This is a genomic window from Roseovarius sp. YIN77 (assembly GCF_057219155.1).
The window spans coordinates 468,979-483,683 of record NZ_JBXVVI010000001.1; the positions used below are offsets into that span (position 1 = coordinate 468,979).

Annotated in this window: 13 protein-coding genes and 1 tRNA gene; 7 read left to right on the forward strand and 7 right to left on the reverse strand. The window is 53.4% G+C overall.

The features are described 5' to 3' along the window. The first annotated feature begins 40 nt into the window (after positions 1 to 40). Positions 41 to 117 (forward strand) — tRNA-Arg (locus AC2D8P_RS02305). A gap of 164 nt (positions 118 to 281) precedes the next feature. On the opposite strand, the gene AC2D8P_RS02310 is transcribed toward AC2D8P_RS02305, so the two are convergent. Together AC2D8P_RS02310 and AC2D8P_RS02315 are read right to left on the reverse strand one after the other, a co-directional pair. Beyond that, positions 282 to 629 carry a cupredoxin domain-containing protein gene (locus AC2D8P_RS02310; RefSeq protein WP_484700077.1) on the reverse strand — a complete coding sequence of 116 codons (348 nt, stop codon included), beginning with the start codon at positions 627 to 629 and terminating at the stop codon, positions 282 to 284. Continuing rightward, positions 629 to 1,153, reverse strand: a complete 525-nt coding sequence (locus tag AC2D8P_RS02315; protein ID WP_484700079.1) for a DUF4142 domain-containing protein — start codon at positions 1,151 to 1,153, stop codon at positions 629 to 631. The genes AC2D8P_RS02310 and AC2D8P_RS02315 overlap by 1 nt, the downstream gene beginning before the upstream one ends. 139 nt (positions 1,154 to 1,292) lie before the next feature. On the opposite strand from AC2D8P_RS02315, the gene AC2D8P_RS02320 reads away from it, so the two are divergent. Further along, positions 1,293 to 2,246 (forward strand): AraC family transcriptional regulator, encoded by a 954-nt coding sequence (locus AC2D8P_RS02320; RefSeq protein ID WP_484700080.1) that lies wholly within the window; start codon positions 1,293 to 1,295, stop codon positions 2,244 to 2,246. A 154-nt stretch (positions 2,247 to 2,400) separates the two neighbouring features. Here the strand turns inward: AC2D8P_RS02320 and AC2D8P_RS02325 are convergent, their stop codons facing one another. Then, a complete protein-coding gene (locus AC2D8P_RS02325; RefSeq protein WP_484700081.1) occupies positions 2,401 to 2,967 on the reverse strand; it encodes a hypothetical protein in 567 nt (188 codons plus the stop codon). A 363-nt stretch (positions 2,968 to 3,330) separates the two neighbouring features. Here AC2D8P_RS02325 and AC2D8P_RS02330 point away from each other — a divergent pair, with 363 nt between their 5' ends. Both AC2D8P_RS02330 and AC2D8P_RS02335 read left to right on the forward strand, forming a co-directional pair. Beyond that, positions 3,331 to 4,926, forward strand: a complete 1,596-nt coding sequence (locus tag AC2D8P_RS02330) for an ABC transporter substrate-binding protein (protein ID WP_484700083.1) — start codon at positions 3,331 to 3,333, stop codon at positions 4,924 to 4,926. Positions 4,927 to 5,003: 77 nt separating this feature from the next. Further along, on the forward strand, positions 5,004 to 6,626 hold the full coding sequence (locus AC2D8P_RS02335) for an amidohydrolase (RefSeq protein ID WP_484700084.1): 1,623 nt from the start codon (positions 5,004 to 5,006) through the stop codon (positions 6,624 to 6,626). 198 nt (positions 6,627 to 6,824) lie between these two features. On the opposite strand, the gene AC2D8P_RS02340 is transcribed toward AC2D8P_RS02335, so the two are convergent. Next, a complete protein-coding gene (locus AC2D8P_RS02340) occupies positions 6,825 to 7,229 on the reverse strand; it encodes a universal stress protein (RefSeq protein WP_484700086.1) in 405 nt (134 codons plus the stop codon). 143 nt (positions 7,230 to 7,372) lie between these two features. Between AC2D8P_RS02340 and AC2D8P_RS02345 the strand changes: the two genes are divergently transcribed. Together AC2D8P_RS02345 and AC2D8P_RS02350 are read left to right on the forward strand one after the other, a co-directional pair. Continuing rightward, complete coding sequence (locus AC2D8P_RS02345; protein WP_484700088.1) at positions 7,373 to 7,741, forward strand: hypothetical protein; 369 nt, start codon at positions 7,373 to 7,375, stop codon at positions 7,739 to 7,741. 72 nt (positions 7,742 to 7,813) lie between these two features. After that, positions 7,814 to 8,464 (forward strand): hypothetical protein, encoded by a 651-nt coding sequence (locus AC2D8P_RS02350; RefSeq protein WP_484700089.1) that lies wholly within the window; start codon positions 7,814 to 7,816, stop codon positions 8,462 to 8,464. Positions 8,465 to 8,468: 4 nt separating this feature from the next. Here the strand turns inward: AC2D8P_RS02350 and glpD are convergent, their stop codons facing one another. Together glpD and AC2D8P_RS02360 are read right to left on the reverse strand one after the other, a co-directional pair. Continuing rightward, positions 8,469 to 10,049, reverse strand: coding sequence for a glycerol-3-phosphate dehydrogenase (gene glpD / locus AC2D8P_RS02355; protein ID WP_484700091.1), 1,581 nt, complete (start codon positions 10,047 to 10,049; stop codon positions 8,469 to 8,471). Further along, positions 10,042 to 10,824 carry a DeoR/GlpR family DNA-binding transcription regulator gene (locus tag AC2D8P_RS02360; RefSeq protein WP_484700092.1) on the reverse strand — a complete coding sequence of 261 codons (783 nt, stop codon included), beginning with the start codon at positions 10,822 to 10,824 and terminating at the stop codon, positions 10,042 to 10,044. The genes glpD and AC2D8P_RS02360 overlap by 8 nt, the downstream gene beginning before the upstream one ends. Positions 10,825 to 11,064: 240 nt before the next feature. Between AC2D8P_RS02360 and glpK the strand changes: the two genes are divergently transcribed. Then, entirely contained in the window at positions 11,065 to 12,564 is a 1,500-nt protein-coding gene (glpK, locus tag AC2D8P_RS02365) for a glycerol kinase GlpK (protein WP_484700094.1), read from the forward strand. 488 nt (positions 12,565 to 13,052) lie between these two features. Here the strand turns inward: glpK and AC2D8P_RS02370 are convergent, their stop codons facing one another. After that, positions 13,053 to 14,705 (reverse strand): ABC transporter ATP-binding protein, encoded by a 1,653-nt coding sequence (locus AC2D8P_RS02370; protein ID WP_484700095.1) that lies wholly within the window; start codon positions 14,703 to 14,705, stop codon positions 13,053 to 13,055.

The following is a 14,705-nucleotide window of genomic DNA, read 5'->3' on the forward strand; positions in this document are numbered from 1 at the left end:
GCTTGCCCATCACGGCGAAATTCGTCAAAACACCCGCAGCGGTCCCGTAGCTCAACTGGATAGAGCACCTGACTTCTAATCAGGGGGTTGGGGGTTCGAGTCCTCCCGGGATCGCCATTTATCACTCTTCAGACGCCAATTTGATTTGCCCAATGCGTCAGTAACAGATTTGTTTTCTACTACTCTGCGCGGACGCAAAAGATTGGACACAAACCCGAAGCATCTGACGCTGCACTTCGAGCCTGTTTCCGCTGTCATTCAAATCAAACCATTGAACCACGTCATTCAACCACAATCGTGCCTTTCATGTTGGGATGAAAGTCGCAGAAATATTCCGTTTCCATCCCTTCCGTCACCATGATTTCCGAATTGTCATCTGTGGTAATCTTCCCGGTATCCCACCCAGACCCATCGGCGGTGGCGGTATGAGGCGCCAGGTCGTCATTGGTCCAACGGATTGTGTCACCAGCTGAGACTTGAAGACGATTTGGCACGAATGAAAACGACTTAATTCTGACGTCATGAACCACTGATTCCGCAGCGTGGACCTTGGCCCGACTGATGGCGAGTGCGGTCACTGATGCGACCGCCCCAACCATCATATTGCGGCGTGAATAGAGCTTTTCCATCACCGAAGCGCCTCAACCATCATTTCTGCGTGCTTTTCATGGGCTTTGAATATTCCAAGGCCTTGCTCAAACAGCGCTTTCACTTCGGCATTGTCGATATTGGGGATCATCGTATTTTCCACGAGATCATTCACCGCCCGGTGATAGGCCAATTCGTTGGCGGCATAGGCGGCATCAAACTCTGCACCGCGAAGCTTTGTAAAGCCATCAATGACCTCTTCTGCGTTTGCGTTCAACGTCTGGCTGAAGGCATTGTCCTGAGCCGACGCACCCAGTTTATCAAGCAGACCCAACGCAGCTTCGTTCACAGCGGTGTGATCGCGGATCATTGTGTTCGCGAATTCGTGGATGTCAGGGTTCGTCGACAGCGCCAACGCCAAATGAGCGTACCGAATGTCGATGTTATCGGCGGTATAGGCAATATGCGCGTATTCGAGATCGTTCATCTCGGCGACGTCCTGCGCGTTGGCTTGAACGCCCGTCATTGACAATGACATTACAAGTGCGGATATCAGTTTTTTCATTTCTGGAACTCCATAGAGTGTTTCGACTGTCACAGATGTAATCCAAACAGATCAGTGCGATACATGCCAGAACGTCCGAATATTTGTGCAGATCGTTCAAACCACTGTACAATGTCGCCACATCCTGCGATGAGAGGACATGCTTGATCTCCTCAGTGATATCCTTACGAAACTGTCTGTGCGTGGAACGCTTTATTTTCGAACTTCGCTCACCACCCCTTGGGGAATTGAGGTTCCGAAGTTCGAAAATGTCGCGCGATTTCACTTTGCCCATAGAGGCAATTGCCTGATCGAAGTTGAGGGGCATGAAATGGCGGTGGCGCTGGAACAGGGTGATTTGTTGATCATTCCGCATGGCGCGTCACACAAGCTTTACTGCGCGCCAGAGACAAGAGACTCGGTTTTGCCTCTGGATACGGTTGTAGAACGGTCGGGATACACTGGCACCGGGGTTCTGGTTTACGGCGGTGACGAAGACGACCGTGACACTCAACTTATTTGCGGACATTTTTCTTTTGACCCGCAAGCAAAGCATGTGCTGTTGGACCGCCTGCCGCCATTTATACACCTCAGGAACTATGGGGAGAGTGCCGGAAAATGGATGGAGGCGACGTTGCGCATGATCGGCGATGAGGCAGGCGGCCAACGCCTTGGTGGCGATCTCATCGCATTGAAGATGTCAGAAGCTATTCTGGCTCAGGCCATACGCGCATTTGTCGAAAGCGATGACTCGGCGAACTGGGGTTTGAACGGATTTTCTGATCATCACTTGGCCCGGGCATTAGAGGCATTTCACAAAGATCCCAGCGCATCCTGGACGATAGAAACTTTGGCACGCTGTGCAGGTATGTCGCGAACCAACTTTGCGGTTCAGTTTCAGAAAAAGATGGCAATGTCGCCCATGCAATATGTTACATCCTGGCGGTTGGAGATCGCCAAACAATGCTTGGCTGATCCGTCTAATTCCGTTTCAGAAGCCGCAGAACGCGCAGGATACGCGTCTGACTCGGCCTTCGCCCGCGTTTTCAAGAAAGAGATTGGCCTTTCCCCTGCCGGTTTCCGTCAAAAGGTCACGCAGTCCTCAGCACATTAAGACAGACTTTCGCTCGCTAACCTTAGATGGCCGCTCAGCAGAGCTTTGGGCAAGAAGTGGTAAGCAGAATGTAGGTGCCCTGCTGAAAATCTTCATAAGTCGGGGCAACAGTCGATGGCCCCAAACACCGGATCAAGATTGGCCAAACGCTGGCTCAATACAAAAGATTGCTCCCCGACGGCGACTGCCGTAAATCTTTCTTTATCGTGGGATCAATGCGCCGGCTGTCCAGGGAAAAGACACCGCAATCCTTCAGGGCCTCACGGATGGTGACCCGTTCACTGATGCGCTTCCAAATCGACAGCGACGCATAGGGCATAATATGCGGTCGCCACGCCACCCCCATGGTCGTCCCGCGCAAATATTTTACCTGCTGGCGATGCGAAGGGGTCAGGATCGTTTCGACGATGCTACCATCGCGCACCATTTCATGTTCCACGACATACAGCCGACTTCCGCGTTGGGTGACCAATCCGGCATATCTGGAGTTTTGAAAGATGCCCTCGTTCATGGATCGCACCCGTTCGATGGTCCGGGACATGACAAAGCCGTCTTCTTCATACAGCCAGACCAGACTACGCAGGATTTTCCCCTCCCAGGTCGGGGTGGTGAAATGAGCGTGATAAAATCCCAGATATCGTCTCAAACTGTGAGATTGGTCACGAAACACACCGGTCATCAGTTCTGCAGGCCCATCCGGCCTTTGCGTGCGTCCCAACATTATGGACCGCTGAAACTCCGTTGGCTCTGTAAACAAATCCGTGTCGGACAGCTGAAAATAGCGCGAAATTTTTCGCAAATTATGCGCGGATGGCAGACCTGCGCCGCTCAAATATCTGTTAAATTGCTGGCGGTTGATTCCAATCTCCCGACAAACCTGCGCAATGGGCCCAAACTCCGCACAGATGTTTCTTAGGTTTTCAGAAAATATTCTGATATTGTCCAAATTCTGTCTCTCTTCGAAGCAGTATTGCGTCACTTTGCTTACATATGCTTCATTATGCAAAGTTTATTCAGATTCGGGAATGAAAAATACTCGGGGTAGACAAACAACGCACCAAAGGTCTCATGGGAGGATTAAAATATGGATGATCGTGAACTTCACGCAAAATGGTTGCTTGGCCAAATGGAAAAAGGACGGATGTCGCGCCGCGACTTTCTGGGCCGCACGACAGCACTGGGATTGACCGCAAGCGTCGGCGCAGGGCTGCTTGGCGCTTCTAAGGCCAGTGCCGCACAAAAAGGTGGCCATATGCGACTGGCCATGGGCCACGGCTCAACCACTGACACACTTGATCCGGCGACATTGGTTAACGGCCTGCAATGGGTGGTCGCCTACGGCGTCGCCAACACACTGACCGAACTGTCGCCAAGTGGCGAACTGGTCCCATCCCTGGCAACTGAATGGTCCTCTTCCCCCGACGCGACGGTCTGGACATTCAAGCTTCGCGAAGGTGTTGAATTCCAGAATGGCAAGACCATGACGGCTGACGACGTGATCGCCTCGCTCAACTATCACCGCGGCGAAGATTCGATCTCAAACGCCAAGCCTATTCTGGAATCAGTCACCGAAATCAAAGCCGATGGTCCAAATGCGATCGTCATCACCTTGTCTGCCGGAAACGCCGACTTCCCCTTCAACTTCAACGAGGCACCGTTTGGGATCTATCCAGCATCGGACGACGGAATCGACTGGAAAGCAGGCGGAACAGGCGGTTATATCCTGAAACAGGAACGCCCGGGTCAGTCTTATCACTTCGAACGCAACCCGAACCATTGGAACGACAACGTTGCGTTTGCCAGCGAAATCACCGTGCAATCCATCACCGACTCAACAGCCCGTACCAATGCGCTCTTGACCGGCGAGGTGGACTGCATCGACCGGGTCGAACTGAAAACAGTCGCCCTGCTGGGCCAACGCCCGGAGATCATCATCGAAGAAGGCGCAGGACCTCTGCACTATACCTTCCCGATGCAGACCACGGTCGCACCGTTTGACAATCTGGAACTTCGCAAGGCGATGAAATACGCGATCAACCGCGAGGAAATCGTTGAAAAGGTCCTGCTGGGTCACGGCGTTGTCGGCAACGACCACCCGATCGGGCCGTCCTACCGCTATCACGCCGCTGATATCGAACAGTTGGCCTATGATCCGGATCGTGCGCGTCACCACTTTGAAAAATCCGGTTTGGGCGACATCACGGTCAACCTCAGCTCCGCCGATGCAGCCTATAGCGGCGCGCTGGATGCAGCGGTTCTGTATCAGGCCTCGGCCAAGGCAGCCGGCATCAACATCAACGTCGTGCGTGAACCCAATGATGGCTACTGGTCTGACGTCTGGATGGCCAAACCCTGGACAACCAGCTACTGGGGTGGCTACTCGACCGAGGATGCGATGTTCACTACCGGCTTTGCCGCTGGCGCCGCCTGGAACGACACCCAATGGGATCACCCACGCTTTAATGAGCTGATGGTCGCGGCCCGTGCCGAACTGGACGAAGGGCTGCGTGCAGAAATGTATCGCGACATGCAAGTCATCCTGCGAGATGAGGGCGGCCACATCGCCCCGATGTTCGCGAACGAGGTGCATGCCCGCAACGAAAACATTGGCCATGGCGACGTATCCTGGGGCCGCGGATTTGATGGCCGCCGGATCCTGGAACGCTGGTGGGTCGTGTAAATCTTTCCTGAGTGACTTGTCTCCCCGCATTTGATTAATGTGGGGAGATCTTCTTTTTTTACGAATGCAGGGACCTAATGTCTGACGCCCAGATTCTTTATTTTAACGGCACAATAATTACGATGGATGAGCAGCACCCACAGGTGGAGGCTGTGCTTACCCAAAATGAACGGATCCAGGCGATCGGATCAGAGGCAGAGCTTCGCCAACAGATGAACGGCACAGCAAAAGTCGTTGATCTTCAAGGGAAAACCATGCTTCCCGCCTTCATTGATCCCCACGGTCATTTCCCTGATTCAGGCTTTATTTCGCTATTCCGTGTCGATCTGGCCTCCCCTCCGCGCGGTGATTGCGTCGACATGGCCATGGCAATTGAACGGCTGCGCGAACGCGCTGCGAAAACCCCACCCGGTGAATGGGTCATGGGGGTTCTTTTTGACAATACCGCAATTGCCGAGGGGCGCATGCCGACACGCGCGGAACTGGACAGCGTGTCCATGGATCACCCAGTCTGGGTTATTCATGCCTCTGGCCACAACGGCACAGCCAATTCCGTCGCACTCCAGCATCAGGGTTTTGATCATAACAGCCCGGACCCCGCCGGCGGGCGGTTTAGCCGCGATCCTGAAACCGGTGAATTAACCGGCCTGATCGAGGGCATCGCCGCGATGGGAGAGATGGGAAACACCGATTTCCTGATTGATCGCGACCGGTTTTGGAAAGGCTTCAATGCCTGCCGGGATGAATACCTCGCCCACGGTGTGACCTTTGCCCAAAACGCCTGGTCCACGCTTGAGATGCTGGAACATTTCAACAGTTTGGGTCCTGATCGGGATCCGGGTATTGATGTGCTGCTTCTTCCGATCGCAGGTCTGGAACCGGCGCTAACAAACGGTCCTGATGCGCTGAATTGGCAACCGGCTGATTACCTTAGGATGGGGCCTCGAAAGCTCTTCACAGACGGCGCATTTCAGCTGCAAACCGCGTTTCTGACCGAACCTTACTACAAACCAACCTCCCCTGACGCGCCTCACGGAATGTCCTATACCAACAAGGCAACCCTCACCAAAGACGTGCAAAAACTGCACGGTATGGGCTTTCAGATCCACTGCCACTGCAATGGGGATGCGGGGGCTGACCTGTTCTTGGATGCTGTCGCCGCCGCCTTGGAAAGCGTTCCGCGCGATGACCACCGTCATACCATCATTCACGGGCAGGTTTTGCGCGAGGATCAGATGAACCGAATGATCGAACTGGGGGTAACCGTCAGCTTTTTCTCTGCCCACATCCATTTCTGGGGTGATCGCCACTATGACACCATTCTTGGGCCGGAACGTGCGTGCAAGATTTCACCCGCCGCAACCGCAGAACGGATGGGCCTGCGCTACACAATCCATAACGACGCGTCGGTGACGCCCACTCGGCCGCTCCACCTTGCCCATTGTGCTGTGAACCGGCAAACGGCCTCTGGGCGCGTCTTGGGCGAAGCGGAAAGAGTACCAGTGATTTCGGCCCTGAAGGCACAAACGATCGACGCTGCCTGGCAAGTGTTTCAGGAAAAAGAGCGTGGATCCATCGCGCAGGGTAAACTGGCGGATTTCGCAATCCTGAGCGACAATCCCATCGACAACCCGGATCGGTTGAACACAATCTCGGTTGTCCAAACCGTGCGCCGGGGCGAACCCGTTTATAACGCCTAAGCCTGCAAAATGTTCGGTGGTGATGTGAAAGCCTCCTCTGCCCTTCAGTGATGACCAACATCACACCGAACGCTTCAGCCCAGGTAAACCCAACGAGCGGATCGTTGATCCATGCGCTATGGGAAAACACACCGACGCAATACCGACGTTGCACCGACGTGGCGCCGACAGCGAATTTGTTGATTTTCTGCCCTTAACCTAACGGATCACGTGCACCGCACATTGGGCATGGCGCACCACACGTGCCGCTGTGGAGCCAAGAAAATAGTCCTGCAACCCCGGCCGATGGGACGAAATGACAATACAGTCGATCCCGTACTCTCTGGCATAATCCAGAATAGTGTTTGCCGAATGGCCTGAAACGACACGCGGGGTCACGTCGCCCTGCCCCTCCAGATCAGCCTTTAACGCGGTCATGACCTCTTTAGCTGTCTTCTCGATCTGTCCTTCGGGCAGATATCCTGCCACATAGCTGGGAACCGCTTCGATCACTGTCAGGGCGGTCAAAACCGCCCCATCGGCAGAGATTGCCCTCGATATCTCAATAGCATCAGAGATATCCCCATGATCAGCAGCAATAGGTATCAAGATTTTTTTATACATGACAATTCCTCCATATTTGCTGCTATTTTCGCATATATGGCGCTTGCCTGCGTTGATCTGGATCAGGGTGAATTCTGCCGCTGCTATTGAATAACCATGCTTGGATCATCAATATTTAACCCAAGCCTAGTGAAAGTCGTTCCATGCGATACGCCCTGCCCCTGATGCTGTTTCTTGCCGCTTGCGCTACGCCGCAGGAACGATGTGTTGATCGTGGCACCAGAGAGTTGCAAACCGTCCAGTCCGAAATCGCAAGGCTGCAAGCCAACCTGGATCGTGGCTATGCCATCCACCGATCCCGCGAACCTTATCGCCATTGGGGCTGGTGCCGTGATGTTAACGGACATTTATTCAATTGTTGGGAAACTGATTTCCGATGGGTCGAAACCCCGGTCGCCATCGATCCCGAACTGGAACAGCGAAAACTAGATGCGCTTCAGGCGCGCCTGCCAGAATTAACCGAAGCGGCCGAAAAAACAGCTCAAAGCTGCGAAATCCAATACCCGGACTAACGCCCCATTAACCAATACTTTACCAATCATTAACCAACCGCAGACAAATTGACCCATGGTGGAGGGTCAGAAATGCGAAGTTTTCTACTGTTGCTTGCACTCTTGGCGCCAGTTCAGCAGGCATTTGCAGGCGCATGGCCACGGGAGGAAAAGGAGGTTTTTCTGTCCTTCGCATCCCATGTCGACACGGATGAATACGGGTACTTGCGCTATACGCAAGAAATATATGCCGAATATGGCCTCACCCCGTATTACACTGTAATTGTTGATGCATTTCAAAATGACATCGGAACAAATGGGCGGATTGTCGCCTCACTCCAACGGGCCTTTCGAACCGATAGCGACACTCATCGATATGCCTTGTTTGCCGGACTTGGCTATGACCAGTTCAACGACACCACGGTCATCCGGCTAGGCGGATCATGGGGCATTGGTTTAGATCGGGGATGGATCAATCTGGATGCCCGCACCGACCTGATAAACACGGACGAGCCGCCAGAGGTAAAGGTTGAAACCACGCTTGGCTGGCGTTTTCCTTCGGACAATCTGGCCCTGTTTCGCATCACGGCAGAACACCTTCCACAAAGCCAAGATACCTTATGGTTGTCGCCCGCATTTGTGTTCAGATTATCCGACAAGACAAGCCTGGAACTGGGCGTAGCGCACGAAGCCGTCCGAGGATATGATCGTCGATTAAAGCTGGGTATTTGGTCCAGGTTTTAGAACCCTAAGCCCCTGTTCTTTCATCAATAAATTCTGCCACCTTAGAAATTTGATCATTGGTCAGATGCAACCCCATGCGCGTTCTGCGCCACAGAAAATCATCGCCACTTCGAACCCATTCATGATCGATTGCCCAGCTTATCTCTCGTGCTGTCAGTCCTGCGCCAAACGCCTGCCCAAGGTCCTCAGTCGACGTAGCGCCAGACAGTATGTCACGCGTCTCTGTACCATAAGTGCGCACCAACCTTTGCACCGTAGATTTGCACAGAAACGGAAAAGCAAGCTGCAGTTCTTGGATCAAGTCCTCAACCCCATCGACAGGAAAATCTCCGCCCGGCAAGGCCACACCCTCGGTCCAGTTCGTACCCGCGTTGGGAAACACCTGGGAAAGCTTGGCCAGCGCAGATTCTGCCAACCTACGATAGGTGGTGATCTTCCCACCAAACACGTTTAACAGCACAGCACCGTCCAGATTTTCCAGCTTCAAAACATAATCACGCGTGGCTGCCGTTGCAGATTTTGATCCATCATCAAAGAGCGGCCTAACCCCAGAATAAGTCCACACCACATCCTGACGGGTGATCGGGGTTTCAAAATATTCTGAGGCGAATTCAATCAGATAACTGATCTCTTCTTCGGTTGCTTCCGGTCGGTTTTCAGCATTCTCATGTTCTGCATCCGTCGTGCCGATCAGCGTAAACTCGCCCTCATAAGGGATCGCGAAAATAATGCGACCGTCCCTGCCCTGAAAGAAATAGCACCTATCATGATCGTAAAGCTTACGCGTCACGATATGGCTGCCGCGAACCAGGCGCACATTGTCAGAATTGGCTTTGCCAAGTACATCCTGCAGTACATTCCCAACCCACGGACCGGCCGCATTCACAAGCGCTTTTGCCTGACAAGTCGACGTCTGTCCGGTGATCTGATCCCGGACCGTAATCCGCCACACCCCGTCACAGGGAACCGCCCCGATCACCTCTGTTCGGGTCATGATTTTCGCACTGCGTTTGGCGGCATCCCGCGCGTTCAAAACAACAAGACGCGAATCCTGAACCCAGCAATCTGAATATTCAAAGGCCTTTTTATACTGGCCTTTCAACGCCTCACCGGCTGGGTCGTCCCGCAGGTCCAATACACGCGACCCCGGCAGGATTTTTCGCCCACCAAGGTGGTCGTACATAAACAGCCCCAACCGGATCAACCAACCGGGTCTGCGCCCTTTCAGCCAGGGCATGACCGTTGACAGCAGGCGTGAGGTCGGGGTTTGCGCATCAAATCTTTGATCAGGATGATAAGGTAGCACGAAACGCATCGGCCAACTGATATGGGGCATCGCCCGAAGCAAAACCTCCCGCTCTGTCAACGCTTCACGCACCAGCCGAAACTCAAAATACTCCAGATATCTCAACCCGCCGTGAAACAGCTTGGTCGAGGCCGAAGATGTCGCCGAAGCCAGATCATCGCGTTCTGCCAGCGCAACAGATAACCCGCGCCCAACCGCATCACGCGCGATCCCGCAGCCATTGATACCGCCCCCGATGACAAAGACGTCAAAACTGCCCAAAGAAGGTGTTTCAGTCATGTTCTGCACCCGTCTGCTCGGCAATCAATATGCGGGTCTCGCAACGCTCTGCAGTGTTCGTAAACGCTTGAGAGGGGGGCGTATCCGTCACTACAAAATCCAAAAGGCCTAAATCACAGATCCTGACCGGAGCGGTGCGTACAAATTTGCTACTATCACAAACCAGAATGCGCGTCCGTGCATTGCGCAGCATTGCGCGCGCGACAGAGACCTCTCGTGCATCGAAATCCAACACAGCCCCATCGTCATCAAGGGCCGACGCCCCGATGATGGCAAAGTCGGCCTTGTATCTAGATATGAATTCTACGGCCTCTTCACCAACAACGGCCCCGTCGCTTTGGCGCACTGTCCCACCCACCAGAACCAGTTCTTTAGAGGCCGAACCGGTCAAAAGATGGATGATATTGACATTGTTAGACAGAACCAGCAGGTCCCGATGCTCTCGCAATGCCATGGCCACCTGTTCTGTCGTGGTGCCGATATTCATCATTACCGAACATTTATCGGGAAGTAGATTTGCCGCCACGCGCCCAATAGCTTGTTTGGCGGCGCCCATTAAACGACGACGTTCTGCATAGTCCTGGTTAGAGACCGACTCAACACGCTGCGCACCGCCATGGGTCCGTTCTACAAGCCCAAGCGCTGTCAGGGCGCGCAGGTCATTGCGGATTGTTTGAACACTAACCCCAAACTGCTGCGAAAGCGTATCGACCTCCACATTCTCAGCGACACGCAACAGATCCAGAATTTCATTTTGCCGAGAGTCAGCACCCATGATGCACCATTTGTTACCCTGAAGTGTGCGATACCCGACATTCCAAGGAATGTCATCTATTCAATTTCGTTTATTTTCGATTTTCTTTCGTTTTAAAGCTATTTCATTTCGAATACAGAGGTGCTACAGGCTCATCGGTGATTGCAGAGGGTCAAATTTGCGGTCAAACTGATGTGGTAAAATCGTCATCGCCCTCGGGTGAAACCCCTGCGATTTCTCAGTCAAACAAAAGAGGTTAGCGTGACCAACCCAACTTTCATTCTTGCGATAGATCAAGGAACAACCTCTAGCAGAGCTATCTTGTTTGACGAAAAACTTTCGATAAAAAACACCGCGCAAAAGGAATTTCCTCAACATTTCCCCCAATCTGGTTGGGTCGAACACAATCCCGAGGACATATGGGATACCACCGTCGCGATGTGCAGAGAGGCCGTGAGCAATGCACACATTCAGCCATCGCAGATCGCAGCGATTGGCATTACCAATCAACGCGAAACCACGGTTGTGTGGGATAAGGACACAGGCAAAGCCATTCACAATGCCATCGTTTGGCAGGATCGTCGCACCGCTGAATTTTGCGACGAATTGAATGCATCGGACCATGAACCGATGGTTGCACAAAAAACCGGCCTGTTGCTCGCCCCCTATTTTTCAGGAACAAAACTGAAATGGATCCTCGACAATGTCGAGGGCGCCCGCTCACGCGCTGCTGAGGGCAAGTTGTTGTTTGGAACCATCGACACTTATCTGATCTGGCGCCTCACCGGCGGGCAAAAGCACGTCACCGACGCCACCAATGCCGCCCGTACGATGTTATACAACATCATGGATGGCACCTGGGACGCGGATTTGTTGCGCCTGTTGGATATCCCGTCCGCCATGTTGCCAGAGGTCTTGGATTCAGCCGCAGATTTTGGTGTTACACAAGATGTGCTCTTCCCGGGGCATTCGATTGCAATCAGGGGCGTTGCTGGTGACCAGCAGGCCGCCACCGTCGGTCAGGCGTGCTTTGCCCCGGGCATGATGAAATCAACCTATGGAACAGGATGCTTTGCGCTTTTAAACACGGGCAATAAACCCGTGTTGTCCAAAAATCGCTTACTGACCACAATTGCCTATCAGTTGGATGGGAAACCAACATATGCATTGGAAGGGTCTATCTTTATCGCCGGTGCAGTGGTGCAGTGGTTGCGCGATGGGTTGAAAATCATCGACAGCGCCAGTGAGACAGCCAAATTGGCTAAGGCATCTACCAAAGATCAGGATGTCATCATTGTACCGGCGTTTACCGGCTTAGGTGCTCCCTATTGGGATCCAGACTGTCGTGGGGCGATCTTTGGCCTTACCCGTGGCTCTGGCAGGCCAGAACTGTGCCGCGCCGCACTAGAATGTGTCGGCTTTCAGACCCGTGATCTGTTGGAGGCCATGACCAACGATTGGGAACATGCATCACCCGGCAACATTCTGCGCGTGGACGGTGGCATGGCGGCGTCCGATTTTGCCATGCAGTTTCTGGCCGACATCACCGGGGGCCCCGTTGATCGCCCCGCGGTTTTGGAAACAACGGCGCTTGGCGCGGCTTGGTTGGCCGGCATGGCGGCAGGCGTTTTGCCGGATCAAATCGCATTTGCAAAAGAATGGGCCAGTGATCGCCGATTTGCGCCTCTGATGTCAGAGGACCTTCGGAACGCCCGCTATGCCCGCTGGAAGACGGCCGTCAAGGCGACTCAGGCATTCTAAGTCAACAAGGATGAAAGTATACTTTTGAATGCTAAGGTTGTGTTGATACCTGTTTGGACACCGCCATGGCACGCACACATGACAGTTATGCCAAATCAACATACCTTTAGGTTATTGATATTTAATAATTTAAATGGATCCCATGTTTTTTTTTGATTTCATGACGGAATATTAAAAAAAGTCATTGAAATGCATTTCATTCAGGACTAGGTGCGGAATACGAACGATGACTGCCATGTTTTTGCAGGAGACTGCGCCATGACTAAAGATGATCTGATCCGCGAAGCAAAAGCTTCCCGTGGCTCCTGGCCAGGGTTGGTGTTTGTCTATGGAATGATCTTGGGCACGTTGGTCCTGACCGGTATTTCCGCAGGATAACAACGCGTCTGCGTGCATCCACATTCACGCTTCGATCCCACAGAACACACAAATGAAAACCGGCAGCCAGTAGTTTGGCCGCCGGTCAGGTACTCTTTTATTATCGTGCATCAGACTTGAGCTGACTCCCCGATATTGTCGACGCCGCGCTCTTCCAGCAGAGTTGTCAGCCAGTTCGGATCCATTTCCGGAACCGAAGACAACAGCAGGTCGGTATAGGGGTGATGCGGTGGCGTGAACATGAAATCCTTCGCGCCCTGTTCCACCACTTTACCATATTGCATCACCACAACCTCGTCGGCAATCGATCGGACGGTGGCCAGATCGTGGGTGATGAACATATAGGCCAGATTCAGCTCCGATTGCAGCCGATCCAACAGGCGGAGGATGCCTTCGGCCACCAGTTGGTCAAGCGCGCTGGTCACCTCGTCACAGATGATAAAGGTGGGTTCCGCAGCAAGTGCGCGCGCGATACCAATCCGTTGCTTCTGACCACCCGACAGCTCTGGTGGATAGCGGTCATAATACTTGGATGGTTCCAACTCAATCAGGTCCAGCAATTCATCCACACGCGCCTTTAGTGCAGCGCCCGTGAGCCCGGAATAGAACTGTGCCGGTCGACCAATGATATCGCTGATCTTCACTTTCGGGTTAAGGGCTGTATCGGCCATCTGATAGATCATCTGCGCCTGGCGCAGCTGATCCTTTGATCTGCTCAGATAGCTGGGCGGTAATGGTTCGCCTTTGAACAACACCTCACCATTGCTGGGGGGTAGCAGGCCGGTAATACACCGGGCCGTCGTGGATTTACCCGACCCGGATTCCCCCACTACAGCCACGGTCATACCCGCATAGATATCAAACGATACATCGTTCAAAATCTGCGGGCCACCAGTATAGGCAGCGTCGACATTCTTGACTGATATGATCGGCGGTTGACCATCGGTTGGACGATCCTTTTGCGGCCGTTGGAAGCTACGCACCGCCCAGAGGGATTTAGTATACTCCTCTTTCGGGTTGCTCAGCATTTCCTCGGTTGGTGCTTCTTCGACCTCGTTGCCCTTCAGCAGAACTTTGATCGTATCAGCCATCTGTGCCACAACAGCCAGATCGTGGGTGATATAGATCGCAGCCGTGTTGAACTGCTCAACGATGTCCCGGATCGCGGCCAGAACCTCGATCTGGGTGGTCACATCCAAGGCGGTCGTCGGCTCATCGAATATGATCAGATCAGGACGACAAGACATCGCCATCGCCGTCATCGCCCGCTGCAGCTGACCCCCGGACACCTGGTGAGGATACCGAAAGCCGATTTCCTCAGGATTGGGCAGCCGCAGCCGGTTATAGAGATCGATCGCGTCTTCCTGTGCCTCCATCCGCTTTTTGATGCGATAATGCAGCGGTGCCTCTGTATGTTGGTCAATCAGCTTGTGTGACGGGTTGAAGGATGCCGCCGCTGACTGTGCAACATAGGCAATCCGAGCCCCCCGCAACGCCCGCTTTTCAGAGGAGGTCGCGGTGGTCAGCTCCATCCCATCAAACTCGATCGAGCCACCAGAGATTTTGGTACCATCACGGGCAAAACCCATGGCAGCCGCCCCGATCGTGGATTTACCGGCACCGGATTCACCGATAAGGCCCATCACCTCCCCTTTGTGGAGGGTCAGATCGACACCTTTAATGATGTCGATCCACTGTTCCCCGGTGTAGCCTTGGATCTGAAGGTCTTTGATCTTCAGCAGAACTTCATTGCTTACAGTCAT

What these genes read in the sequence shown, in the direction of transcription:
- AC2D8P_RS02370 (WP_484700095.1), bottom strand. Translation starts at nt 14,705, where the DNA reads ATGACTGTAAGCAATGAAGTTCTGCTGAAGATCAAAGACCTTCAGATC.
- AC2D8P_RS02360 (WP_484700092.1), bottom strand. Translation starts at nt 10,824, where the DNA reads ATGGGTGCTGACTCTCGGCAAAATGAAATTCTGGATCTGTTGCGTGTC.
- AC2D8P_RS02340 (WP_484700086.1), bottom strand. Translation starts at nt 7,229, where the DNA reads ATGTATAAAAAAATCTTGATACCTATTGCTGCTGATCATGGGGATATC.
- AC2D8P_RS02335 (WP_484700084.1), top strand. Translation starts at nt 5,004, where the DNA reads ATGTCTGACGCCCAGATTCTTTATTTTAACGGCACAATAATTACGATG.
- AC2D8P_RS02310 (WP_484700077.1), bottom strand. Translation starts at nt 629, where the DNA reads ATGGAAAAGCTCTATTCACGCCGCAATATGATGGTTGGGGCGGTCGCA.
- AC2D8P_RS02320 (WP_484700080.1), top strand. Translation starts at nt 1,293, where the DNA reads ATGCTTGATCTCCTCAGTGATATCCTTACGAAACTGTCTGTGCGTGGA.
- AC2D8P_RS02325 (WP_484700081.1), bottom strand. Translation starts at nt 2,967, where the DNA reads ATGTTGGGACGCACGCAAAGGCCGGATGGGCCTGCAGAACTGATGACC.
- AC2D8P_RS02315 (WP_484700079.1), bottom strand. Translation starts at nt 1,153, where the DNA reads ATGAAAAAACTGATATCCGCACTTGTAATGTCATTGTCAATGACGGGC.
- AC2D8P_RS02330 (WP_484700083.1), top strand. Translation starts at nt 3,331, where the DNA reads ATGGATGATCGTGAACTTCACGCAAAATGGTTGCTTGGCCAAATGGAA.
- glpD (WP_484700091.1), bottom strand. Translation starts at nt 10,049, where the DNA reads ATGACTGAAACACCTTCTTTGGGCAGTTTTGACGTCTTTGTCATCGGG.
- AC2D8P_RS02345 (WP_484700088.1), top strand. Translation starts at nt 7,373, where the DNA reads ATGCGATACGCCCTGCCCCTGATGCTGTTTCTTGCCGCTTGCGCTACG.
- AC2D8P_RS02350 (WP_484700089.1), top strand. Translation starts at nt 7,814, where the DNA reads ATGCGAAGTTTTCTACTGTTGCTTGCACTCTTGGCGCCAGTTCAGCAG.